The sequence below is a fragment of the Histidinibacterium lentulum genome (assembly GCF_003789055.1).
Lineage (GTDB): Bacteria > Pseudomonadota > Alphaproteobacteria > Rhodobacterales > Rhodobacteraceae > Oceanicola > Oceanicola lentulus.
Genome location: NZ_ML119089.1, coordinates 103706 through 125771 on the forward strand (window position 1 = coordinate 103706; position 22066 = coordinate 125771).

Annotated in this window: 25 protein-coding genes; 8 read left to right on the forward strand and 17 right to left on the reverse strand. The window is 67.9% G+C overall.

Annotated features, from left to right (window positions below):
* Nucleotides 1-3: 3 nt before the first annotated feature.
* The 8 genes from EAT49_RS16525 to EAT49_RS16560 form a co-directional block, all read right to left on the reverse strand.
* A complete protein-coding gene (locus tag EAT49_RS16525) occupies nucleotides 4-1446 on the reverse strand; it encodes a UDP-N-acetylmuramoyl-tripeptide--D-alanyl-D-alanine ligase (protein WP_123643406.1) in 1443 nt (480 codons plus the stop codon).
* Entirely contained in the window at nucleotides 1446-2942 is a 1497-nt protein-coding gene (locus tag EAT49_RS16530) for a UDP-N-acetylmuramoyl-L-alanyl-D-glutamate--2,6-diaminopimelate ligase (RefSeq protein ID WP_123643407.1), read from the reverse strand. The genes EAT49_RS16525 and EAT49_RS16530 overlap by 1 nt, the downstream gene beginning before the upstream one ends.
* Before the next feature lie 15 nt (nucleotides 2943-2957).
* Complete coding sequence (locus tag EAT49_RS16535) at nucleotides 2958-4748, reverse strand: peptidoglycan D,D-transpeptidase FtsI family protein (RefSeq protein ID WP_123643408.1); 1791 nt, start codon at nucleotides 4746-4748, stop codon at nucleotides 2958-2960.
* Nucleotides 4745-5095, reverse strand: a complete 351-nt coding sequence (gene ftsL, locus EAT49_RS16540) for a cell division protein FtsL (protein ID WP_123643409.1) — start codon at nucleotides 5093-5095, stop codon at nucleotides 4745-4747. Before ftsL ends, EAT49_RS16535 begins: the two co-directional genes overlap by 4 nt.
* Nucleotides 5092-6051, reverse strand: a complete 960-nt coding sequence (rsmH, locus tag EAT49_RS16545) for a 16S rRNA (cytosine(1402)-N(4))-methyltransferase RsmH (RefSeq protein WP_123643410.1) — start codon at nucleotides 6049-6051, stop codon at nucleotides 5092-5094. The genes ftsL and rsmH overlap by 4 nt, the downstream gene beginning before the upstream one ends.
* A 4-nt stretch (nucleotides 6052-6055) precedes the next feature.
* Nucleotides 6056-6478: a division/cell wall cluster transcriptional repressor MraZ gene (locus tag EAT49_RS16550; RefSeq protein WP_185020799.1), complete on the reverse strand. Its 423-nt coding sequence runs from the start codon at nucleotides 6476-6478 to the stop codon at nucleotides 6056-6058.
* Nucleotides 6479-7129: 651 nt separating this feature from the next.
* Nucleotides 7130-7624, reverse strand: a complete 495-nt coding sequence (locus EAT49_RS16555; protein WP_123643412.1) for a GNAT family N-acetyltransferase — start codon at nucleotides 7622-7624, stop codon at nucleotides 7130-7132.
* Entirely contained in the window at nucleotides 7621-8685 is a 1065-nt protein-coding gene (locus EAT49_RS16560) for an Mrp/NBP35 family ATP-binding protein (RefSeq protein ID WP_123643413.1), read from the reverse strand. Before EAT49_RS16560 ends, EAT49_RS16555 begins: the two co-directional genes overlap by 4 nt.
* A 263-nt stretch (nucleotides 8686-8948) precedes the next feature.
* On the opposite strand from EAT49_RS16560, the gene EAT49_RS16565 reads away from it, so the two are divergent.
* Entirely contained in the window at nucleotides 8949-9167 is a 219-nt protein-coding gene (locus tag EAT49_RS16565) for a DUF1127 domain-containing protein (RefSeq protein ID WP_123643414.1), read from the forward strand.
* Nucleotides 9168-9546: 379 nt separating this feature from the next.
* Here EAT49_RS16565 and EAT49_RS16570 read toward each other — a convergent pair whose 3' ends face one another.
* The 4 genes from EAT49_RS16570 to EAT49_RS16585 all read right to left on the reverse strand — a co-directional run bounded on the left by EAT49_RS16570 (nucleotide 9547) and on the right by EAT49_RS16585 (nucleotide 12672).
* Nucleotides 9547-10251 carry an alpha/beta fold hydrolase gene (locus EAT49_RS16570; protein WP_123643415.1) on the reverse strand — a complete coding sequence of 235 codons (705 nt, stop codon included), beginning with the start codon at nucleotides 10249-10251 and terminating at the stop codon, nucleotides 9547-9549.
* A 260-nt stretch (nucleotides 10252-10511) separates the two neighbouring features.
* Nucleotides 10512-11363, reverse strand: a complete 852-nt coding sequence (locus tag EAT49_RS16575) for an alpha/beta hydrolase (protein ID WP_123643416.1) — start codon at nucleotides 11361-11363, stop codon at nucleotides 10512-10514.
* Nucleotides 11360-12109: an alpha/beta hydrolase gene (locus EAT49_RS16580; protein WP_123643417.1), complete on the reverse strand. Its 750-nt coding sequence runs from the start codon at nucleotides 12107-12109 to the stop codon at nucleotides 11360-11362. The genes EAT49_RS16575 and EAT49_RS16580 overlap by 4 nt, the downstream gene beginning before the upstream one ends.
* Before the next feature lie 77 nt (nucleotides 12110-12186).
* Complete coding sequence (locus EAT49_RS16585) at nucleotides 12187-12672, reverse strand: hypothetical protein (protein ID WP_123643418.1); 486 nt, start codon at nucleotides 12670-12672, stop codon at nucleotides 12187-12189.
* Nucleotides 12673-12858: 186 nt separating this feature from the next.
* On the opposite strand from EAT49_RS16585, the gene EAT49_RS16590 reads away from it, so the two are divergent.
* The 6 genes from EAT49_RS16590 to EAT49_RS16615 all read left to right on the forward strand — a co-directional run bounded on the left by EAT49_RS16590 (nucleotide 12859) and on the right by EAT49_RS16615 (nucleotide 18558).
* The gene (locus EAT49_RS16590) at nucleotides 12859-13626 is read left to right on the forward strand and encodes an ArsR/SmtB family transcription factor (RefSeq protein ID WP_123643419.1); all 768 of its coding nucleotides are present in this window, start codon (nucleotides 12859-12861) and stop codon (nucleotides 13624-13626) included.
* A gap of 125 nt (nucleotides 13627-13751) precedes the next feature.
* The gene (gene thrS, locus EAT49_RS16595; RefSeq protein WP_123643420.1) at nucleotides 13752-15710 is read left to right on the forward strand and encodes a threonine--tRNA ligase; all 1959 of its coding nucleotides are present in this window, start codon (nucleotides 13752-13754) and stop codon (nucleotides 15708-15710) included.
* A gap of 221 nt (nucleotides 15711-15931) precedes the next feature.
* Complete coding sequence (locus tag EAT49_RS16600) at nucleotides 15932-16285, forward strand: BufA1 family periplasmic bufferin-type metallophore (protein ID WP_123643421.1); 354 nt, start codon at nucleotides 15932-15934, stop codon at nucleotides 16283-16285.
* Nucleotides 16286-16341: 56 nt separating this feature from the next.
* Entirely contained in the window at nucleotides 16342-17199 is an 858-nt protein-coding gene (gene bufB, locus EAT49_RS16605) for an MNIO family bufferin maturase (RefSeq protein ID WP_123643422.1), read from the forward strand.
* 1 nt (nucleotide 17200) lies between these two features.
* On the forward strand, nucleotides 17201-17986 hold the full coding sequence (locus tag EAT49_RS16610) for an HvfC/BufC N-terminal domain-containing protein (RefSeq protein WP_123643423.1): 786 nt from the start codon (nucleotides 17201-17203) through the stop codon (nucleotides 17984-17986).
* On the forward strand, nucleotides 17983-18558 hold the full coding sequence (locus EAT49_RS16615) for a DoxX family protein (RefSeq protein WP_123643424.1): 576 nt from the start codon (nucleotides 17983-17985) through the stop codon (nucleotides 18556-18558). The genes EAT49_RS16610 and EAT49_RS16615 overlap by 4 nt, the downstream gene beginning before the upstream one ends.
* Here the strand turns inward: EAT49_RS16615 and EAT49_RS16620 are convergent.
* Complete coding sequence (locus tag EAT49_RS16620; RefSeq protein WP_123643425.1) at nucleotides 18515-18883, reverse strand: hypothetical protein; 369 nt, start codon at nucleotides 18881-18883, stop codon at nucleotides 18515-18517. The two genes, EAT49_RS16615 and EAT49_RS16620, sit on opposite strands and share 44 nt — an antisense overlap.
* Nucleotides 18884-18925: 42 nt before the next feature.
* Nucleotides 18926-19255: an ArsC/Spx/MgsR family protein gene (locus EAT49_RS16625; protein ID WP_123643426.1), complete on the reverse strand. Its 330-nt coding sequence runs from the start codon at nucleotides 19253-19255 to the stop codon at nucleotides 18926-18928.
* A 152-nt stretch (nucleotides 19256-19407) separates the two neighbouring features.
* On the opposite strand from EAT49_RS16625, the gene EAT49_RS16630 reads away from it, so the two are divergent.
* Nucleotides 19408-19614: a cold-shock protein gene (locus EAT49_RS16630; RefSeq protein WP_123643427.1), complete on the forward strand. Its 207-nt coding sequence runs from the start codon at nucleotides 19408-19410 to the stop codon at nucleotides 19612-19614.
* 82 nt (nucleotides 19615-19696) lie between these two features.
* Here the strand turns inward: EAT49_RS16630 and EAT49_RS16635 are convergent, their stop codons facing one another.
* The 3 genes from EAT49_RS16635 to EAT49_RS16645 form a co-directional block, all read right to left on the reverse strand.
* Nucleotides 19697-20002 (reverse strand): hypothetical protein, encoded by a 306-nt coding sequence (locus EAT49_RS16635; RefSeq protein WP_123643428.1) that lies wholly within the window; start codon nucleotides 20000-20002, stop codon nucleotides 19697-19699.
* 367 nt (nucleotides 20003-20369) lie between these two features.
* Nucleotides 20370-21602: an RNA polymerase sigma factor gene (locus EAT49_RS16640; RefSeq protein ID WP_123643429.1), complete on the reverse strand. Its 1233-nt coding sequence runs from the start codon at nucleotides 21600-21602 to the stop codon at nucleotides 20370-20372.
* A complete protein-coding gene (locus tag EAT49_RS16645) occupies nucleotides 21602-21961 on the reverse strand; it encodes a YciI family protein (protein ID WP_123643430.1) in 360 nt (119 codons plus the stop codon). Before EAT49_RS16645 ends, EAT49_RS16640 begins: the two co-directional genes overlap by 1 nt.
* Nucleotides 21962-22066: the final 105 nt, after the last annotated feature.

A 22066-nucleotide genomic window follows, 5' to 3' on the forward strand; every position in this document is an offset into this window, starting at 1 on the left:
CCCTCAGGTCTCCTGGTCGGGGGTTTCGGTGCGATGCCCCAGTTTTCGGATGGCGTCAACGACGAGCGAGACCCTGCTGCCCTTTGACCCCTTGACGAGCACCACGTCACCCGGATCCACGAGATGGGCGGCGTCCTCGGCGAGGCTTTGGGCATGGCCGGTCCAGCGCCCGCGGCGGCCTTCCGGCAGGGCGGCATGAAGGTGGCGCATCCGGGGGCCGACGCAATGCACGCAGTCGACGGAGTCCATGGCGGGATCCGCCGCGAGGGCGGCGTGGAGGTCCGCCTCCGAAGGACCCAGTTCCAGCATGTCGCCGAGGATGGCGATGCGGCGGCCCTTGCCGATGCGGCCCACGTTGTCCCTGGGCGCCGCCGCCGCCAGCACGGCGAGGGCAGCCGCCATGGAAGCGGGATTGGCGTTGAAGGCGTCGTCGATCAGGTCGATGGTCCCCGCCGTCACCCCGTCGTCCAGCGTCAGCACCTCCCGAGCGCCGCGCCCCGCCGGCGGCGCCCATGAGGCGAGGGCCATCAGCGCGCGGGTGCGGTCCGCGCCGAGGGCACCGACGACCGCCATGACCCCGAGGGCATTAAGTGCGAAATGCCGGCCTTCGGTGGCGACCTTCAGGTGCACCGGAGTTCGCCAGAGCCGTGCAGTCCCCACCGTCGCTCCCGCCCTCACCTGCACCTCCAGCAGGCGATGGTGGTTGGTCGCACCCGCCCCGAAGGTCAGGGTCCTCGCACCCCTGGCGCGAGCCGCCTCGAGAAGGATCGCCGCGGTCGGAATGTCGCCGTTCAGCACCGCGACGCCCCCCTCCTCCAGCCCTTCCACGATGGAGGCCTTCTCGGCCGCGATACCCTCGATGTCGTCGAATGCCTCGAGATGCGCGGGCGCCACGGTGGTGATCATCACCACGTCGGGCCGGGCCTGGGCCGAGAGCGGCGCGATCTCGCCGGGATGGTTCATCCCGATCTCGATCACCGCGAAATCTGTCTCGGCGGGCATCCGCGCCAGCGTCAGCGGCACGCCCCAGTGGTTGTTGTAGGAGGCCTCCGCCGCATGGACCCGCCCCGAGGGCGCGAGGGCCGCCCGCAGCATCTCCTTGGTCGAGGTCTTGCCCACCGATCCCGTAACCGCTACGACGCGCGCCCGGGTGCGCGCCCGTGCCGCACGGCCCAACGCCTCGAGCGCCCCCTGCACGTCATCGACCAGGAGAAGCGGCGCGTCCTCGGCCACGCCATCGGGCACGCGGGAGACAAGCGCCGCCGCAGCTCCGGCGTCCAGCGCCTGCGCGACGAAATCGTGCCCGTCGCGGGCCGCCGTCAGCGCCACGAAGAGGTCACCCGGTGAGAGGGTGCGCGTGTCGATCGAGACGCCACCGGCCCGCCAGTCGCACAGATTGCGCCCCCCGGTGGCCCGGGCGGCCTCCTCCGAAGTCCACAGCGCCATCAGATATGCCCGTCCAAAGCCGCAACGGCGACCGAGGCCTGCTCGACATCGTCGAACGGGTGGATGGCCGTGCCGACCACCTGCCCGGTCTCGTGTCCCTTGCCGCAGATCAGCAGCGTGTCGCCTGCCTCCAGCATGTCCACGCCGCGCAGGATCGCTTCGGCCCGGTCGGCCACTTCCAGCGCGCCTGGCGCGCCCGCGAGCACCGCCGCACGGATCTCTGCGGGGTCCTCCGAGCGAGGGTTGTCGTCGGTGACGATCACCGCATCCGCATGATCCGCCGCCGCGGCTCCCATCAGCGGGCGCTTGCCGCGGTCCCTGTCGCCTCCGGCGCCGACGATGGCCACGATCCGGCCCATGACATGAGGCCGAAGGGCCGTGATCGCGGTCGACACGGCATCGGGCGTGTGGGCGTAATCCACGAAGACCGCCGCCCCGTTGTCCCGTGTCGCCGCGAGTTGCATCCGCCCCCGGACCGTGGCAAGCCGCGGCAACGTGTCGAAAACCTCCGCTGCGTCGCCCCCTGCGCCGATCACGAGGCCCGCAGCCATGAGGACGTTCTCCGCCTGGAACCCGCCCACGAGGTTCAGTCGCATCAGCTTCGTCCGGCCCTGCCAGGTGAACCGAAGCTCCTGACCGGTGGCGTCGAACCGTTGGCCAAGCAACCGGAGCCGGGCCTTCTCTGACCGGCCGATCCCGATGACCTCTTGCCCGCGTTCTTCGGCGATCTGCGCCATGAGCCGCCCGCGGTCGTTGTCGAGATTGATGACGGCGACGCCGTCATCGGCAAGAACCCGGGTGAACAGCCCCGCCTTGGCGTCGAAATAGGCCTCCAGCGTCTCGTGATAGTCGAGATGGTCCTGGGTGAGGTTCGTGAACCCCGCCGCCGCGAGCACCATTCCGTCGAGCCGGCGCTGGTCGAGGCCGTGCGACGAGGCCTCCATCGCCACATGGGTCACTCCATTGCGTGCAGCCTCCGCCAGAACCCGGTGCAGCGTGATCGGGTCGGGCGTCGTATGCCGGAGCCCGTGGGTCCAGACCCCCTCGACGCCGGTCGTGCCGAGGTTCACCGCCGCCTCGCCCATTTCGACCCAGATCTGGCGGCAGAAGGTGGAAACGGAGGTCTTGCCGTTGGTGCCGGTCACCGCCACCACCGTTCCGGGGTGCCGACCGAACCACAGCGCCGCGGTCTGAGCGAGCGTCTGGCGGGCATCTTCCGCGACGACAACGGCGGCATCCGCCGCTTCGATCGCCGGTCCGGCAATACGCGCACCCTCGGCATCGGTCAGGATCGCGGCGGCCTGGTTGTCGAGCGCGGTGGAGGCGAACTGCGCGCCGTGAACCTGGCTTCCGGGCAGGGCGGCAAAGAGATAGCCCGGCCGGATCTCCCTGCTGTCCACCGCGAGACCGGTGATCCGCACCTCGCGTCCTCCCAGGGCCGTCAGGCCGAGGTCACCGAGGGTCTTGCTCTGTTCATCCGGCCTTGCGCTCGACATGCGCACCCCCCGTGGTCAATCCGCGGTGAGAGTTACACCCGTCGGCCGCAGACTGTCCATGTCGGGCCTGAGCCCCAGCAGCGGAGCCGCGCGCCGGATGATCTCGGCCGCGACTGGCACCGCCGTCCATCCCGCCGTGCGCCGTGGGAGGTCGCCGCTCGTCTCCACCGGCTCGTCGAGCGAGACCACGAGAACGTACTGCGGATCGTCGGCCGGAAAGACGCTGGCGAAGGTCGCGATGACCTTGTCGTCATAGTACCGGCCCCGCGCATCGGGCTTGTCGGCGGTGCCGGTCTTGCCGCCGACCCGATAGCCCGGAACCTCGGCGAAGCTTGCCGTGCCGTGGTCGGCGGAGACGACCAGCCGCAGCATCTGCCGCATGATCGCAGAGACCCGTTCCGAGATGACCCGCTCGCCCGGCACCGGCCCGGTCCGGCGCAGGAGCGTCGCCTCGACCCGGGTGCCGCCGTTGACGATGGTGGCATAGGCCTGCGCGAGATGAACGGGCGAGGACGAGATGCCGTGCCCGTAGGAGATCGTGCCGATCGAGGCCTCGCCCCAGTTCCGGTCCGCCGGAAACTGCGGTCGCGCCGTGGTCGCCTCCACCATCTCGACGGGCGTCGGCTCTAGCAGACCGAGATTGCGCAGGAATTCCCGCTGCCGCTCCGCTCCGATCTGGATGGCGAGTCGCGCCGTCCCGATGTTCGAGGACTTCACGATGACGTCGGTGGTCGACAGTTGCGGCCCGTAGTTGCGGAAATCGCGTATCGGAAATCCCCCGATCCGCATCGGACCCTGGGTGTCGATCATAGTTTCCGGCCCCACCAGTCCCAGTTCCAGCGCCTGCGCCACGGGGAAGATCTTGAACACCGAGCCGAGTTCGTAGAGCCCTTGGAGGGCGCGGTTGAAGATCGGGCTGTCTGCGCGGTCGCCCATCGTGGCCACGGGCCGGTTGTTCGGGTCGAAGTCCGGCAGGCTGACCATCGAGAGGATCTCGCCGGTTTGTGCGTCCATCAGGACGGCCGAGGCGCCCTTGGCGTTCATCAGCATCATGCCGCCCGCCAGCACCTCCTCGACTGCCGACTGCACCGTGAGGTCGATCGACAGCATGAGCGGCGCGCCTTCGTTGGCAGGATCGCGAAGGTAGGCGTCGAAATGCTTCTCGACGCCGGCCGTGCCCTCGATCTCCGCCATGTCGACCCACTGCTCGCCGTATTTCGTGCCCCCGAGAATGTGGGCCGCAACCGGCCCGTTCGGGTAAAGCCGCATCTCGCGCGGGCCGAACAGAAGCCCCGGCTCGCCGATCTCGAACACGGCCTGCATCTGCTCGGGGCTGATTTCCGTCCGGACCCAGCGGAACGCGCGGTCGGTGTCGAAGAGTCCGTCGAGCTCCTCGGGCGTCATCTCCGGAAAGATCTCCGCAAGACCGGCCTTGGCGGCTTCCGCATCGACCACCTCGCGCGGATGGACGTAGAGCGAATGCGTGTCGAGATTCGTGGCGAGGATTCGCCCGTTGCGGTCCACGATATCGGCCCGCGTCGCGATCACCGGGTTTCCGCCCGCGCTCGCAGTCGGCTCGGCGGCCTCGGAGGCCGCGAGCACGCCCATGCGCCCCCCGATTGAAGCAAAGGCGAGAAAGAACATCGCACCCAGTACCACGAGCCGGCCTTCGGCCCTGGCCCGGTCCCGGTCGCGCATCTCCTCGTGCCGCAGCCGCTTGTTCTCTGCCTCGATGGCGTCGGGATTCCCTCCCTCCGCACGCGCGCGCAGGATTCGGGCCAGAGGGCGCAGGGGTCGGCGGATCATGGGAACTCCATCCCGTCTTCGTGGGAAATCTGAACCGGGTCGGTAATGTGCGAGAAGGTCGGCAGCGGGAAGTTCACCCGTTCCACATCGGCAAAGGCCTCGGGCATGAGCGGCAGGAGTCCCAGCCGGTCATAGTTCAGATCGGCAAGGTCGCGCAGCCGGTCGGGACGGTTGAGATAGGCCCATTCGGCCCTCAGAACGCCCAGCCTCTGATGCGCGCGACCGATCTCCCGGTGCAGTTCGCGCACCTCGGCGATGGCCTCCTGGGTCTGGTAGTTCTGCCGGTAGGCCCAGTAGGCGAGGCCGATCACGGCAAGCGCCGTGCACAGATACATGAGCGTTCTCATGAGTTCAGTCCCTTGACGATGGGCATTGCAATGCTGGCGGGATCGATGGCCGCGGCCGGCGCGTCGGTTCGCCGGGCAATGCGCAGCTTTGCCGACCGCGCGCGCGGATTGCGGGCGACTTCCTCTGGCGTCGGTCCGACGGCCTTCTTCGTGACGATCTCGAAGGCCGGCGGCGCACTCTCCACAACGGGCGCATGGCGGCTCGGCCCGCCGGTCTGGCCCGAACGGGACTGCATGAAGCGCTTGACCATGCGATCCTCCACGGAATGGAAGGTCACGACCGCCAGGGCTCCGCCCGGCGCGAGCGCCCTCTCGGCTGCGGTCAGCCCTTTAGCCAGCTCTCCGTACTCCGCGTTCACCGCGATCCGGAGCGCCTGGAAACTCCGCGTCGCCGGATGGGACTGCCCCGGTTTCGGGCGCGGCAGGCAGCGCTCCACGATGGCGGTCAGCTCGGCCGTGGTCTTGAGCGGCCGCGCGGCCACGATCGCCCGCGCGATCCGGCGCGAAGCCCGTTCCTCTCCATAGTGATAGAGGATGTCCGCCAGCATCTCCTCCGTCGCTCCGTTGAGTATGTCCGCAGCCGTCGGCCCTTCCTGGCTCATCCGCATGTCGAGGGGACCGTCCGACTGAAAGGAAAAGCCCCGCTCCGCTTGGTCGAGCTGCATGGAGCTGACCCCGAGGTCCAGCACCACGCCCTGCAGGGCCTGCCCGTGAGAGTCGAGGCTAGAAAAGGTGTCCTGCACCAGCGTCAGCCGGGGGTCTTCCCGTGCCCAGACGGCCATCTCGTGCGCCAGCGGGTCCCGGTCGATCCCGATGACATGCTCCGCGCCCGCGTCCAGCAGAGCGCGTGCGTAACCCCCTGCGCCGAAGGTACCGTCAAGCCAGGTTCCCGCAATCGGGGAGACGGCCGCGATCAGCGGGTCGATGAGAACGGGGACGTGAGACGCCGCCGCCATGGCGTCAGTCCTCTGCCAGCGCGGCCAGAAGGTTGAAGCCCTCGCCCTGCTCGGCCAGCCAGGCTTCGTCCTCGACCTCGACACGCTCGACATAGTCCGGTGCCGGCCAGACCTCGAACCGGTCGCCGAGGCCGACATAACGCAGGTCCATGCCCGCGTCGTCGACACCCAGTTTCTCGCGGATCTCCTTGGGAAGGATCGTGCGGCCGGACTTGTCCACGTCGAGAGGTGTCGATTTCCCGAGGATCATGCGCTGCATCCGGTCGCGCATCGGGTTCGATTCCTTCAGCGAGAGGATGCGCTCCTCCAGCCGGGCGAACTGCGCGACGGTGTAACCCTGGACGTAGCCCTTCAGGTGACTGCCGAACACGAGATGGACGGTCCCGCCCTTCTCCGTGTCCCAGTCGGGATCACCGGCTTCGATCACGCGACGCATCTTCAGGGGGACCGAAACCCTCCCCTTGCCGTCCACCTTCTGGTGGTATGTCCCGGCAAATCCGACCGCCACGCTCGCGGACCCCGCTTCTTCTTCCCCAGGCGCTGTGGATAAGCTAAAACTGAAAACGGTGGATCGAGTGGCTGCCAACACTCGATCCACCGCCTTCGTCCCTCGCGGGATGTCCGACTGCGCGCGCCACCTGGGGGGATGTCTGCTCGCCCGCGCGCCGGATCTCTTCGTTCAGAAAGCGTGGCCTGTATGAAACCTGACTTCTTTTCGCCGGTGGGGTCTTGGTGCCCCGTTTCGTTGTCTGCTCGCTTCCTGAAACCCTTGTGCCAAACGGGGCCGGGCAGCTCAAGGAATTTGTGTGAACGGAACTGAACTGCTGTGAACCGTGATGAATCACATGCCTGAGTCCGAGTCGCGGAATCGGGTCTGACCCCCGGACCGATCCGCATATCTGCCGACCCTTTGAGTGCACGCCCCTACATCTTGTGGGTTCAGCGCGGTTCACAGGACCGCAGCCCGCTTGCGCGCTGTGGCGCTGCGATCACATCCAAGCGATTACTGCGTGAGGAACAGGGAGCTTTCGCGACGATTCACGCGGACGCGCGGCCGGGTTCACGAGGATTCACCGGATTACCGGTCCCCGGTCAGATCCTTGAACAGGACAAAGGTGTCGATCTTCCCGTGGTGCGGATGACGAAAGGCCCCGGGTACGGTCCCGACCCTTTCGAACCCGAGGTCTTCCCAGAGGTGGACCGCTGCAAGGTTGCTCGAGACGACCGCGTTGAACTGCATCGCGGAATATCCCAGCTCCCGCGCGCGCTCCTGGCTGTGCAGGCACATGGCCCGGGCGAAGCCCCGCCCCCGCGCCTCCGCGGCTGTGACGTAGCCGCAGTTGCAAACATGGTCGCCCGGTCCCGGCTGGTTCGTGCGCAGGTAGTAGGTGCCGAGCAGCTTCCCCTCATCCTCCGCCACCCAGCAGTCGCGCGGCGCCTCCGTCCAGTAGTGGCGCGCCTCGGCCTCGGATATGTCGGGCGACACCATATATGTGTCGCCCGCTCGAAAGACCGGACCGAGGATTTCCCACAGCCCGGGCCAGTCTCCCGGCCGGGCCGGCCGCAGTCTCATCCCAGCCCGCCCTCGATGAACCGCCGAGCCAGCCGCCGGTAGCCCTCCGCCATCGGACCCTCGCCCGATGCCACGGGCCGCCCCTCGTCCCCGCCGATCCTGGTCGCAAGGTCGATGGGCAGAGCGGCAAGGAAAGGCACATCGAGCCGCGTCGCCTCGGCGGACACCCCGCCATGGCCGAAGATATGTGCTTCGTGGCCGCAGTTCGGACAGATATAGGTGGACATGTTCTCCACCAGCCCGAGAACCGGTGTCTTCAGAGTGTCGAACATGCCCAATGCCTTCCTCGCGTCGAGCAGGGCTACATCCTGCGGTGTGCAGACGACAACAGCCCCGGTCAGGTGAAAGCGCTGGCAGAGCGTCAGCTGCACATCCCCCGTCCCCGGCGGCAGATCGACGATCAGAGCGTCGAGCCGGCCCCAATTCGTCTGGTTCAGCATCTGCTGCAGCGCGCCCATCAGCATCGGCCCGCGCCAGATCACCGGCTTGTCCTCTTCCAGCATGAGCCCGATGGACATGACCGTCACGCCATGGGCATGCAGCGGCTCGATCCGTTCGCCATCGGGGGATCTCGGTCGGTCCGTGAGACCCATCATCCGCGGCACTGACGGGCCGTAGATGTCGGCGTCGAGCAGCCCGACCCGCCTGCCCTCCCGCGACAGCGCCACGGCAAGATTGACCGCGACCGTCGATTTGCCCACGCCCCCCTTGCCGGAACCCACAGCGATGATCCGATCGACTCCGACGACATCCGCCGGTCCGGCCTGGGGCTTCGGATGCCCCCCGATCTTCAGCGAGGGCGCGGGCTTCGACGGGGCAGCGGGTCCATGGGCGGTCAGAACGACCGACACCGTGCCGACGCCCGGCAACGACGCGACGGCCGCCTCGGCAGCACGGCGAACCCGCTCAAGGTCCCGCGCCATTTCGGCGGTCGGCGCTTCGATCACGAATCGCACCTTGCCGTCCTCGACCGTCAGCGCCCGGATCATGTCCCGGCCAACGAGGTCCCCGCCGCCTGGCACCTCGATCCGGGAAAGTTCCAGAAGTATCTCTTTTTTCATCGAACCGTTTCCCGTTTCTTGGCGTGCTGCCGCCTTATGCGGCAGAAGTCATCCGGATCAGGCAGTCGAGCAAGCGGCTGCCCCTCGACCGGTGCATGGGCGCAACGTAAGGGTTTAATTTTTCGTGACAATTCATATGCGTTTTCTGCATGGCAGCATTGACGTGCTAGGCATTGTGCAGATGCAGCATGGAGTTATGTTCGGTCTCGACAGCGCTAACCGCGGGCACAAACCCGCGGCGCCACGGTTAGAGGATGATGAGCATGACGACGTTGACGACTTTCTCCGGGTTTCGCACGACGGCGCGCCCGGCCCGCCACACGGGGTTCTTCGGGGGTCTCCGGGCCCGCTACGCCCAGTACAAGACGTACCGGGAAACCTACGAGGAACTCAACCGGCTGAGCGACCGGGATCTTGCCGATCTCGACATCACTCGCCACCAGATCGCCGACGTGGCCAGCATGGCCGCCTACGGCAAGTAAAGAACAGCTTCGGGATCTCCTCCTCCTCCCTTGGGGATCCTGATCGCGGGGCGCTCTCTCCTCCTCCCTGAGCGCACCGCATCTCGAAGACGCGGCGGCACCCTCTCCTCCTCCCTGGGTGTCGCCGCTCTTCGAAAAGTCAGATTTCGCCGAGCGCTCCTCCTCCTCCCTGAGCGTTCGACGATCAAGCGGCGGCGCCCTCTCCTCCTCCCTGGGCGTCGCCGCACACCGACTTCGACGGGCGCTCCTCCTCCTCCCTGAGCGTCCGGCGACAAGGCGGCGGCGTCCTCTCCTCCTCCCTGGACGTCGCCGCATTTTTCTCAACAGACACAATGCCGCCTCAGGCACGCTCCCAAGGCAGGTCCATGCGCGCCGGTCTTCAGTGCTTCAGTCGGGAAAGCCAGCCAACCAGCGCCGAGAGCGTCTCGTCCGGACGCTCAAGCGTCGGAAATCGCCCAGCCTCCTCCAGAAGAACGAATTCCGCATCCCGGATCATCTCTGCAAGAAAGCTCTGCCGCTTGGGCGGAGAGATCGCGTCATGCCCGCCGCCCAGAACCAGGGCAGGACACTTGATCTGGCGCAGCGTCGCCTGCTGATCGGGCCTTCGCTGAAGCGCCCGGCTTTGCCGGCGATAGGCGTCGGGGCCGAGGCTCCTCGCCATGTCGATCAGCTCCGCCGTTACTCTGGTCCTGTCGGGTCCAGGGCCGAGGCCCGATTTCAGGACATGCGCCCGCATCGTCTCCTCGAACCGGCCGGTGGTCGCGGCCACGATGCCGGCTTCCCGCGCCGAGGCCTCCGCCGGGGCTTCCGACTGGAAAGTCGTGCCGATCAGAGCCAGCCCGCGGATCCGGTCCCCGGCCTTGCGCAACACTTCGAGCGCGACCGCACCGCCGAGGCCTTGCCCCGCCAGCACGAAGCGCGGCGGCGCATGATCGAGAAGGTCGGAGGCGAAGCTCTCGACCCTTTCGCATCGGCCCATCGGGACCGCAACGAGCGGCCTGTCCCGGCCCAGAACGGCGAGTTGCGGCCCGAAAAGCCGCAGATCGCACATGAAGTCGGGCAGCAGCAGAAGCGGATAAGTCATGGGGCGACTTAACGCACCTGCTCCCAGAAGAGGCCCGGGTGCCTGCACACGATTTCGTCGTGACGCGCCGATGCGCGTAATTCCGCCAGTCCCGCATTGAAGCGGTAGGGGGATGCCGAGCCGCGGTGGTGGCGCTTCGAGATGACCACATGAAGCCCCTCGATCGACAGTGGCATCCCCAGCTTTGTCTGGCGCTAGGGCAATAATCCCGGGATCTCCGCACAATCGCACCCGGATCCGTCTGGAAGCCGGCGAATCGGTCAGAGTCGGCGTGCGGCCCAGTCCAGCGCCGCGGCCACCGCCGCCTCCGTCCGGCCGGGGGACAGGATATCGCCCGCGAGGATATGACCCATCGGATCGTCGCCGGGACCGGGCCGCAGTTCGGTCCAGTCCACGTCCCCGCCCCAGCGCGCCATCTCGCTGCGTGCTGCACGCCCCGAAACCACCTTGTCCCTGGGATTCCAGAGCACCAGCGCCGGCGCGCCGACGGTGTCGAGAGGGGCGGCACGGACCGACCGGACCGCCTCGGCCATCGGCAAGACCGCCTGCATCGGATAGCGGCTCGTCCAGTATCTGGCGTGTCGGGCGTTGGCGGGCCGGAAACCCCGCTCGCCAGGCAGCAACCGCGGCAGCCAGGTTTCCGTTGCGGGCAGGTCGAGAAGCTGGTCCGCCAGCGGCGCCGCCAGCCCGAAATTGGGCGACATGAAGATTACGCCTGCTCCGGGCATCCCCTCCGCCATCGCCTGCGCAATCAGCGTGGCCCCGGTAGAACAGCCGATCCACAGCGTCCGCTCGCCCAGTTCCGCGGCGATGTCTGCCGCCTCCGCCATATCCGCGCGCCAGTCCGCCAGTGTCGCCTGGCCCAATGCGGCTCCGTCCTGCCCGTGACCCGCCAGGCGCGTGAAGAAGACCGGCGCCCCCAGCGCCGCGGCGATCCGGTCGGGCACCGGCCTTATCTCCTCTGCGCTCGCCGAAAAGCCGTGGACATAGACGACCGACAAGGCGGCGCGTCCCCCGTCCCTGCAGGGCAGGATGCGCTTCTCGCAGCCCGGACGCAGGTTGGGCACCCGTGCCTCCGCCGCCGCGATCCGCTCCGCGATCCCCAGCGTCACGCCACGCCGAGCCGCGCAGTCACCTCGTCCACCGCCGCCTCGATCGCGGCAAGACAGGAAGGTGTGGAGAAGCGGTGATCGGCGTCCTTCACAAGCGTCAACCTGATGTCGCCGCCTTCCGCATGGGCGAGCAGCCGGAGCGCCGTCTCCACGGACACGTCGGGATCGGCCGTGCCCTGCAGCATTCGCACCGGGATGTCGACCCGGAGCGGGCTGCGCAGCACGAGGTGCCGTCGCCCGTCCTCGATCAGCCGGCGCGTGATCGGCAGAGGGTCTCCATAGTCCGATGGCAGGCGCACGAGGCCCTCCCGCACCAGTTCGGAACGGCGTTCGTCATCCCAACTCCCCCAGAATCCGTCCTCCGTGAAATCGGGCGCCGCGGCGATGGTGACGAGCCCCGCCACCAGCTCGGGCCTCTCCCGGACAAGCAGGCAGGAGATCCAGCCCCCCATGGAGGAGCCGACGAGGATTGCAGGCCGCCCCAGCGTCTCCAGCACGGCGCGGGCGTCCTCCGTCCAGTCTCCGATCGCGCCTTCTTCGAAAGCCCCCTCGGACTGTCCGTGCCCCGAGTAATCGAACCGCACGAAGGCCCTGCCGGTGCGCTGCGCCCAGGCTTCAAGATGCAGCGCCTTGGTTCCTTCCATGTCCGACCGGAACCCCGACAGGAACAGGACGGGTGGCCCCAACCCTTCGGTCCGGACAAGGGCAAGCGTCCGGCCCGCCGCGGTCGTGATCGTCTCTACCATGGCGCCTTCCGCCTCGCGGGTCCCTCTGTCGCGGCAGACTCACCACGACTGCGGGGCCGCGTGCAAGGGGCTGGACGCTATCGCAGCGGAGCGGCGCAGGGCAGAGCGGGAAAGGCCCGGTCTTTCAGCGGCGCCTCGCCCAGAGGTACCGGCAGGCCGCGATGGCCCCGCGCTGCGAGCAGGTCGTCCATCACGCCCCAGCTGAGGATCTCGCGCGCCGCAAGGGCGGCCGCATCACCATGTGGCGCGGGACGGGCCCCGGCGAGGCTCCGCGGGACCTCGCAGGCGGGCTCCCCCTTCACCACGGGCGGCGCCACTGGCCGCTCGGGCTCCGCCTCTGCCACGACAGGCGGGGGGGCGGGCGCAGGTGCGGGCGTCACGGGCACCTTGTCGGCCTCCACCACCTCGGGCGCGGGCGGCGCATCTGCCTCCGCCGCAGGCCGCGCGACAATGGGGTCGTCGAACCGGGAAGGCGCATCGCTGACGATATAGGGCTGGGCCACGGCGAGCGACCCGATGAGGGCTCCGGCGAAGAGCAGCAGTTGGAGCGGAAGACGATGCATGGCGGACCTCCAGGGACAGGGGTTGCGGTTGAACTCCTCCGGACAGGACCGATTCGCCCGCCGCCGGGCAATGTCGCCCCGCTGCTATTCGATGACGAGCCCATCAAGCCCTTGAAATATCAGGACATCAGTCAGTTAAATGTTACCCTATTGTAACGTGATTATTTAGTCACCTATAACGCACCCATGGACGCTCTCTTCAAAGCCCTCAACGACCCTGCCCGCCGCGCCCTGCTCGACTCCTTGCGACAGAGCGACGGGCAGACCCTCACCGACCTCGAGGCCCAGTTCGACATGAGCCGCTTCGGTGTCATGAAGCACCTGAAGGTTCTGGAGGACGCCCAGCTCGTGACCCCGGTCAGACGGGGCCGCTTCAAGCACCACTACCTCAACCCCCTGCCCCTGCAGGAGGTGCTCGGCCGTTGGATCGATCCCTTCCTGAAGCCGCAGGCCCAAGCTCTCGCCCGCCTCAAGGCCGACCTCGAAAGGACCAGTTCCATGACCGAACGAAAACCCGACTACATGATGTCCACCTATATCAAGTGCAGCCAGGAGGCGCTCTGGAATGCCCTCCGCAGCGCCCCCGACGTGGCGAACTACGATTTTCTCGGGCAGTCCGCCGAACGGGAGGGCGACACCATCATCTACCGCGCGCCCGACGGCACGGTCACCTTGCATGCCCGGGAATTGGAGGCGGTGCCTATGACACGCCTCGTCACAACCTTCGAGCCCAAGTGGGAGCCCGATGCCAAGGTATCGCGGGTCGTCTACCTGATCGAGCCGCAAGGCGACTTCTGCCGTCTGACGGTCGAACACCACGGCCTGGCCCACGATCCGGCCGGCGGCACGGCCGATGGCTGGGAGCGCACGATCGCGGGACTCAAGACCTGGCTCGAGACCGGCGTGCCGACGACCTTCGGCGGAGACCATCTCTGGGAGGAGCACGAAGCCTGATCCACCCCCGGGTTGACAGAACTGGCCGTGGCGCCCATCAGGGCGCCGCGGCCTCAGTCTTGGCCGCAGCCATAACCCGCAACCGGGCGTTCCGTGGGCGCCGAACCGACGAGGAGTGCAGGCCGATGAGCCTCGACCAGTCCCAGATTTCGCTGACCTTTCCCGATGGCAACGCGCGCAGCTATGCCGCGGGCATCACCGCCGCAGAGGTCGCCGGCGACATCTCCACCAGCCTCGCCAAGAAGGCCATCAGCGCCACCGTGAACGGCGCGCATTATGATCTGCAGTGGCCCATCGAGCGGGACGCCGAGATCGCCATTCACACCATGGCCGACGACGTGCAGGCGCTGGAGCTGATCCGTCACGACCTCGCGCACATCATGGCCCGTGCGGTGCAGGAGCTCTGGCCCGAGGTGAAGGTCACCATCGGCCCGGTGATCCAGAACGGCTGGTACTACGACTTCGACCGCTCCGAGCCCTTCACGCCCGAGGACCTCGGCACCATCGAGGCGAAGATGAAGGAGATCATCAACGCCCGCGATCCCGTCCGCACCGAGGTGTGGGAGCGGACCCGCGCCATCGAGCACTATGCCTCGAACGGCGAGCCCTACAAGGTGGAGCTGATCGAGGCGATCCCCGGCGACGAGCCCCTGCGCATGTACTGGCACGGCCACTGGCAGGACCTCTGCCGCGGCCCGCATCTCCAGCATACCGGCCAGGTGCCCGCCGACGCGTTCAAGCTCATGTCCATCGCCGGGGCCTACTGGCGCGGCGACAGCTCCCGCCAGCAGCTTCAGCGCATCTACGGCGTGGCCTTCAAGAACCGCGAGGGGCTGAAGGCGCACCTGACCTTCCTCGAGGAGGCAGCGAAACGTGACCATCGCAAGCTCGGCCGGGAGATGGAGCTCTTCCACTTCCAGGAAGAGGCGCCGGGGATGGTGTTCTGGCATCCCGACGGCTGGACGATCTACCGCGTGCTCGAGGATTACATGCGCCGCAAGCTGACCGCCGCAGGATACCGCGAGATCAGGACGCCGCAGGTCGTGGACCGCAAGCTCTGGGAGGCTTCGGGCCACTGGGACAAGTACCGTGAGAACATGTACATCACGGAAATCGACGAGGAGCACGCCAACGAAAAGCGCGTGAACGCCCTCAAGCCGATGAACTGCCCCTGCCACGTCCAGATCTTCAACCAGGGCATCAAGTCCTACCGCGACCTGCCGCTCCGCCTCGCCGAATTCGGCTCCTGCCACAGGTATGAGGCCCACGGCGCGCTGCACGGGCTGATGCGCGTGCGCGGCTTCACCCAGGACGATGCCCATATCTTCTGCACCGAGGACCAGATCGAGCAGGAATGCGGGAAGTTCATCGGCCTTCTGTCCGACATCTACCGCGACACGGGCTTTGCCTCCTTCGACATCAAGCTATCGACCCGGCCCGAAGTGCGCGTGGGGAGCGACGAAGTCTGGGACAAGGCAGAGGCCGCGCTCGAACAGGCGATCCTGTCGGTGCGCAACGATTACGAGGTCGACCCCGGCGAAGGCGCCTTCTACGGACCCAAGCTCGATTTCAAGCTGACCGACGCCATCGGGCGGGAATGGCAGTGCGGCACCTTCCAGGCCGACTTCAACCTGCCCGAGCGGCTCGATGCCACCTACATCGGCGAGGACGGGGCAAAGCATCGACCGGTCATGCTGCACCGCGCCATCCTCGGCTCCTTCGAGCGCTTCATCGGCATCCTGATCGAGAACTACGCGGGCAAGCTGCCGCTCTGGCTCGCGCCCCGGCAGGTGGTCGTGGCCTCCATCGTCTCCGAGGCCGATCCCTACGTGCACGAGGTTGTGGCCCAACTGCGCGCGGCGGGCCTGCGCGCCGAGGCGGACGTGCGCAACGAGAAGATCAACTACAAGGTCCGCGAGCATTCCGTGGGCAAGGTTCCGGTGATCCTCGCCTGCGGCGCCCGCGAGGTGGCGGAACGCACCGTCTCGGTGCGCAGGCTCGGCGATAAGGAGACCGCTGTAACAAATCTCGCAGAGATCGTTCCGGCGCTCGCGCATGAGGCGCTGCCACCAGACCTAGCGTAACATCCACCCGCGCCAAGTTACAGAAGACCCGTCCCTGACGCAGGGGCGGGTCTCTTGTTTTCAGCCTCTTGCGGCGTCTCAACGCCCGTACGGGTGCGACAGCCCGTCACGCCCCCGAGAGCTACGTCCGCGTGATTGGCCGGAGAGCCCCGTGCCGGCCTAGCGTCGGAGCGTCCCCTCACGGGAGACGCCGCATCACCCAGACACCAAGGGAGCTCAACATGTCCAACGCCACCAAGACCCTCGCCCTCGCCGCCTCGGTCGCCACCGCGCTCGCGGGGCTCACCACCGCCGCCCATGCCCAGGCCCAGGAGAAGTGCTTCGGCGTGTCCCTCGCCGGCGAGAACGACTGCGCCGCCGGTCCTGGCACCACCTGCGCCGGCACCTCCACCGTCGATTACCAGGGCAACGCCTGGACGCTCGTGCCCGCCGGCACCTGCGCCGAGATCGAACTGCCCGACGGTCGTATGGGCATGACGCTCGAGGCCGTGGAGGCCGCAGGCTTCGAAGGCCTGAACCGCGATCTGCCCGAGGGCACCGATACCTCGGTCCTGATGCCCGTCGACGGCGCCTGATTCCCCGCCCGGGGGCGCGGTCCGCCGCGCCCCCGGCCCCAGCCCCGGAGCCTCCGATGTTCGACGCCACCCGCCCCGGCCTGCCCGCCCGCCCCGGCGTGGGCTACAAGTCCCGCCACTTCCAGGCCTTGATGACCGATCCCGGCCCCGTGGGCTGGATCGAGATCCATGCCGAGAACTGCATGGGAGACGGCGGACGGCCCCTTGCGCAGCTTCAGGCCCTGTCCGCCCGGTTCCCGGTCTCCGTCCATGGCGTCGGCCTCTCGATCGGCGGCGAGGCCCCGCTCGACCGCGACCACCTCGCCCGCCTGCGCCGCCTCTGCGACCGGATCACCCCCGCCTCCTTCTCCGAGCACCTGGCCTGGTCGACCCATGACTCCCGGTTCCTCAACGACCTCCTCCCGCTGCCCTATACCGTCGCCACGCTGGCCCGCGTCGCGGATCACATCGCCGAGGTGCAGGACGTGCTGGGCCGCCGGATGCTGCTGGAAAATCCCTCGAGCTACCTCGCCTTCCGCGAGAGCACCCTGACCGAAACCGATTTTCTTGCGGAGATCGTCGCCCGCACGGGCTGCGGGCTCCTGCTCGACGTCAACAACGTCTTCGTGTCGGCCACCAACCTCGCCACCTCGCCGCAGGACTACATCGCCGCCTTCCCGGTGGAGCATGTGGCCGAAATCCACCTCGGCGGTCATGACGAGGACCGGGACGACGACGGCGCGCCGCTCCTGATCGACAGCCATGGCCGCGAAGTGGCCGACCCGGTCTGGGCGCTTCTCGACATCACCCTCGCCCGCACCGGCCCGAAGCCGCTCCTGATCGAATGGGACACGGACGTCCCCGACTGGCCCGTCCTCCGCGCCGAGGCGGGCCGCGCGGCCCGGGCCCTCGACCGTCTCCACGCCGGAGGCTGAGATGCGGTCCCCATCCTCATCTGGCCAGAAATACTCCCTTTCGGCGCAACCGCAGCCAAGTCTCCGCCAGCCGGAGTTCGTGGCCGCCCTGCTCGCGCCCGAAACGGCGGTCCCCCCGGGGCTCACCGGCCCGGACGGATCGCCCGCGGGAAAGCGGTTCGACATCTACCGCAACAACGTCGCCGTCAGCCTGACCGAGGCGCTGGAGACCGGCTTTCCTGTCCTTCGAAAGCTTGTCGGAGAGGCGTTCTTCGCCGCCCTGGCGGGCGTCTTCCTGCGCCGCCACCTGCCCTCCTCGCCGATCCTTGCCCGTTACGGACAGGAGATGCCCGCCTTCCTCGCCGAATTCCCGCCCGTGGCGCATCTGCCCTACCTCCCCGATGTGGCCCGGCTGGAACTGGCCCTTCGCGCGGCCTACCACGCGGGGGATGCAAGCCCGCTCGACCCCGCCGCCCTCGGCGCCCTCGCCCCCGAGGCGCTGGACAGGGCCCTCCTGATCTTCTCTCCTGCGGTTCAGCTCGTCCGCTCCATCCATCCCGTCCACGCCATCTGGGCCGCGAACAGCGATCCCGCCGCACCGCGCCCGCGGCCCGGGGCGCAGGCCGCTCTCGTGACGCGGCCCGGCTTCGACCCCCTCGCCGATCCCCTCGGCCCGAATGACGGCGAGCTCGTCGCCGGTCTCATGGAGGGCAAGCCCCTCGGACTGGCGGCGGAAGCCGGTGGCGATCTCGCCCGGGTGCTGTCGCTGCTCCTGTCCCGCAATGCCATCACGGAGCTATGCACATGATCCCCGTCCCTGCCCCTCTCGACCGCGTCGGCGACCAGCTCGACCGCCTCTCCGGCCCGGTGCTCACCACCTCTGCGCGCTTGGTCTTCGCCGCGGTGCTCTTCATGTATTTCTGGCGCGCGGGTCTGACCAAGCTCGGCGACGGGATCTTCGGCCTCTTCCGGCCCGACCTCGGCGCCTATGCCCAGATCTGGCCGCGGCAGATGGAGGCCGTGGGCTACGACGTCTCGCAGCTGGGGCTCTGGCATACGCTGGTCGTTCTGGCGGGAACCTGGGCGGAGTTTCTCCTGCCGACGCTGATCGTGCTGGGACTCTTCACCCGGCTCGCAGCGCTCGGGATGATCGGCTTCGTCGTGATCCAGAGCCTGACCGACATCTATGGCCTCGGCGCCCGGCCCGAGGATATCGGCCGCTGGTTCGACGCGACGTCGGGCGCGCTGATCCTCGATCAGCGCGCTTTCTGGATCCTTTGCCTTGCGATCCTGGTGATGAAGGGCGGCGGACCGCTCGCTGTCGACAGGCTGGCGTTCAGAAATGAGCCTTCGGCTCGTCCGGTTTCCCGGCCGCTATAGCGAGAAGGCCACCCAGCGCCGCGAAGCCGATGGGGAACATCGTCGCCACGTTGAAGCCGAACCCGAAATAGAAAAGCGCCGCCGCGCCCAGCATCAGAACCCCGCCCCATAGCGCCCGCGTCTTCGCCATCGCGCCTCCCGCGATGGCCAGAAGCGGCGCGAAGAAGGAGGCGGCGCGCACGAAGGCCGGGTTCTCGAACACGCCGAACACCTCGCCGATGTCGGCATTGCGGGCCGTCAGCTCGGCGTAGCCATAGCCGAAAAGGCCGATGAGAATGCCGAAGAGCCCGGCGATGATCCCCAGCATGAGGGCGGCGTTTCGCATGTCCTGTCTCCTTTGGGGTGGCAGATAAGGGTCCCGGGGGGCTCAGCCAAGAAGCGTCGCGCGCACGTCCGCGTCCCATCCCGCATGCCAGCGGCCCTGGTGATGAATCACCGGTCGCTTCATCAGCGTGGGATGGTCCGCAAGCACCCGTGCCGCCGGTCCCTCCCGCTCGGCCTCCGGTAGCGCCCGCCAGGTTGTGGAGCGGCGGTTCACCAGCCGGTCCGGTCCCAGCGCCGCCAGCATCGCGGCCAGCGCCTTCTCCGGCACGCCGTCGCGGCGGATGTCCGTCACCTCGGGCTCGTGGCCGGCGGCGCGAAGGGCTGCGAGGGCCTTGCGGCAGGTGTCGCATGTGGTCAGGGCATAGACCTGCATGGGCGCTTCCTTTTTGGGCAAGCCGCCACCGCGGCTGCGGGGTCGCGGAGGCGTCACTTGCATTTCGTACGGGTGTGTTACCTCCTGTCCGGGTGGGTGACGTCAAGACCGCCTCTTTCCGCAGGAAGAGGGAAGATCGAAGGGAGGGCATCATGCCCAAGGGAACCGTGAAATGGTTCAACACCACCAAGGGCTACGGCTTCATCGCCCCCGAGGACGGCGGCAAGGACGTCTTCGTCCATGTCTCGGCGGTGGAGCGGGCCGGGATGACCGGGCTGGCCGACGACCAGGTGGTGGAATTCGAGCTGATCGAGGGGCGCGACGGCCGGCAGATGGCCGGAAACCTGCGCCCCGTCTGATCGGCCCGCCGGGGCGTCCACACGTGGACGCCCGGACAAGGCGCTGGCGAATAACGCAAATTCACGAAGCCGCGAATTTGCGTTAACCTCTTTCTGAGCCCTCTGCGCCGAGGGTCCCTCTGTCCTCCCAGGACTCTCCCATGGCCAGAAGACACGAGGTGCCGGTGGCATAGCGCGCCACCAGCGCCCAGTCGCCGCTCTCGGCGCGCCAGACTTCCATGGCTTCCTGGGGGCCGCGGAGGGCGACCGCATGGGGTTCCGTCCCGTAGCGTGGGCCGAGGCGGGAGGTCAGGACGGAGGTCTCCTCGCAGAGGATCTCCGCGATCGGGCTGGCCGGGGCCGCGCAGGGCAGCAGGAGGACAGCAAGGACCGGAAGCACGCGCATCATGGAGGAAATGTAACAGGGGAATGACGGCTTCCGTCAATACTTTGTATATACGTCTCTGGTGTCCCACCCGATTTCCCGGTGACAGCAGGACCGTGCACCGGACGTGCACCAGGCGTACACAGGTCGTGATAGACGAGGCGCAGGCACTCGATCTGTCGGGGCGGGACGAACCCGGCCGCAGCCGGATCGGGAGAACGCGATCGCGAGGGCGAGTGGCGGAGGGGGTGGGTCTGACATCCAACCCTCTCCACCCTAACGCTATGTTTTTGTTCACTTTCCGGCTACTTCCCCCTCCATCAATGATGTTCCGTTCTGCGCCGGGCCAGAGTCGTTTCGACAGGAGGGAACGACGATAGCGGATCTGTCGTCAGGGGCCGTCCCGATACCCGCCCGCCAGCAGGAAGCGCCGGATGCCGGGATCGCTGCTGAGTGCGGCCGCGCGGGACGCGGCCTCGCGGGCGGCGGCCTCCTGGCCGCATAACCAGAGGATGCGGGCGCGCGACGCCCACCACGGCTGATAGGTCTCCGCACCCGTGATTGCGTCGAGCTGTGACAGCGCGACGTTGGCTTCGCCATTTTCCGCGAGCGCGACAGCCCGCGCTACCAGCACGCCGGTGGTGGGCGCAAACCCGGCCAGCACATCGTAAAGCTGCGCCAGCGGGCCGTGCAGGCGTTCGCCGGTCGTGCGGCTCTGCGCGTGAAGCGACTGAATTGCTGCCTCGGTCTGGAACCTCCCCGGCTGGCTCACGCGTGCGGCAGCGCGCAGGGCGGCTTCTGCCTCGGCCATCATGTCGCGCGACCACAAGGAGACGTCCTGGTCGCGCAGAGGGATGAAGTTGCCATCAGGCCCTCGCCGCGCCGCCCGCCGCGCCTCGCAGTGGAGCATCATGGCAAGCAAGCCAAGCGCCTCGGGCTGCTCGGGGGCAAGCTGCACCGTCAGCCGTGCCAGCCAGATCGCCTCATAGGCGAGGCCGGCCAGCCGCGGGTCGGCGCCGGCCACGTCGTCCCAGGCGGTACCATAGGCCGCGTAGATCGCGGACAACACCGCCGACAGCCGCACAGGAATATCTTCTGCCTCGGGAATCGCAAACGCGATGCCAGCGTCGCGGATGCGGCGCTTGGCGCGCACCAGCCGTTGACCCATCGAGGCGGGCGCGACCAGAAAGCTTGCGGCGATCCGTGTGGCATCAAGGCCCAGGACCGTCTGAAGCATCAGCGGTGCCTGCGCGTCCGCCGCGATCGCCGGATGCGTGCAAGTGAACATCAGCTTCAGCCGGTCGTCGCCGAAGCCATCCGAAGCGGTGTCATTGCGTTCATCCTCAAGCATTTGCACCATCGCCAAGCTGCGTTCGGCGGTCTGGCGACGCGCCGCGGCATGGCCCGCGCTGCGCCGCGCAACTGTCAGAAGCCAGCCGACCGGGTTGGATGGCACGCCGTCCTCTGGCCATTGCGCCAGCGCCGCTGCAAAGGCATCGGCCAGCGCATCCTCGGCGGCGGCAACGTCGCGCGTGCGAGCGGCGAGGATGGCGAGCAGCTTGCCATAGGACTCGCGCGCCGCAAGCCTCGCTTGCGCGGTAGTATCGCGGCGCGCCTCGTCCATCAGGCGGCAAGCGGCGGCAGTACCGGGCGCACCTCAACCGACCCGCCCGATGCGCAGGGCGCCCGTGAGGCCCACTCGAGCGCGGCATCAAGATCGGGCACGTCGAGAATGACAAACCCCGCCAGTTGCTCCTTGGTGTCGGCGAACGGGCCATCGACGACATGCCGCGTGCCGTTCTCGACCCGCAGCGTCGTCGCGGTCTCGGGCGGGCGCAGCACGTTGCCGCCGACCATCGTCCCGGATTGTGCGAGCGCGCCGATATAGGCCTGCCAGCCAACCCAATAGGCCCCGGCCCGCGCAGGATCGGTGGGTTTGGCCCTCTCCTCGGGGGTTTCGCGGAACTGCAGCATGTATTGCATAAGCATTGCCTTTTCCTGGCGGATGGCCGTCCGAAGACGGCTGTTGATGGGTGAATGAGCGCGCGACGAGATCTCATCGCAACGTATCACAAGGCCCGCGCGCCG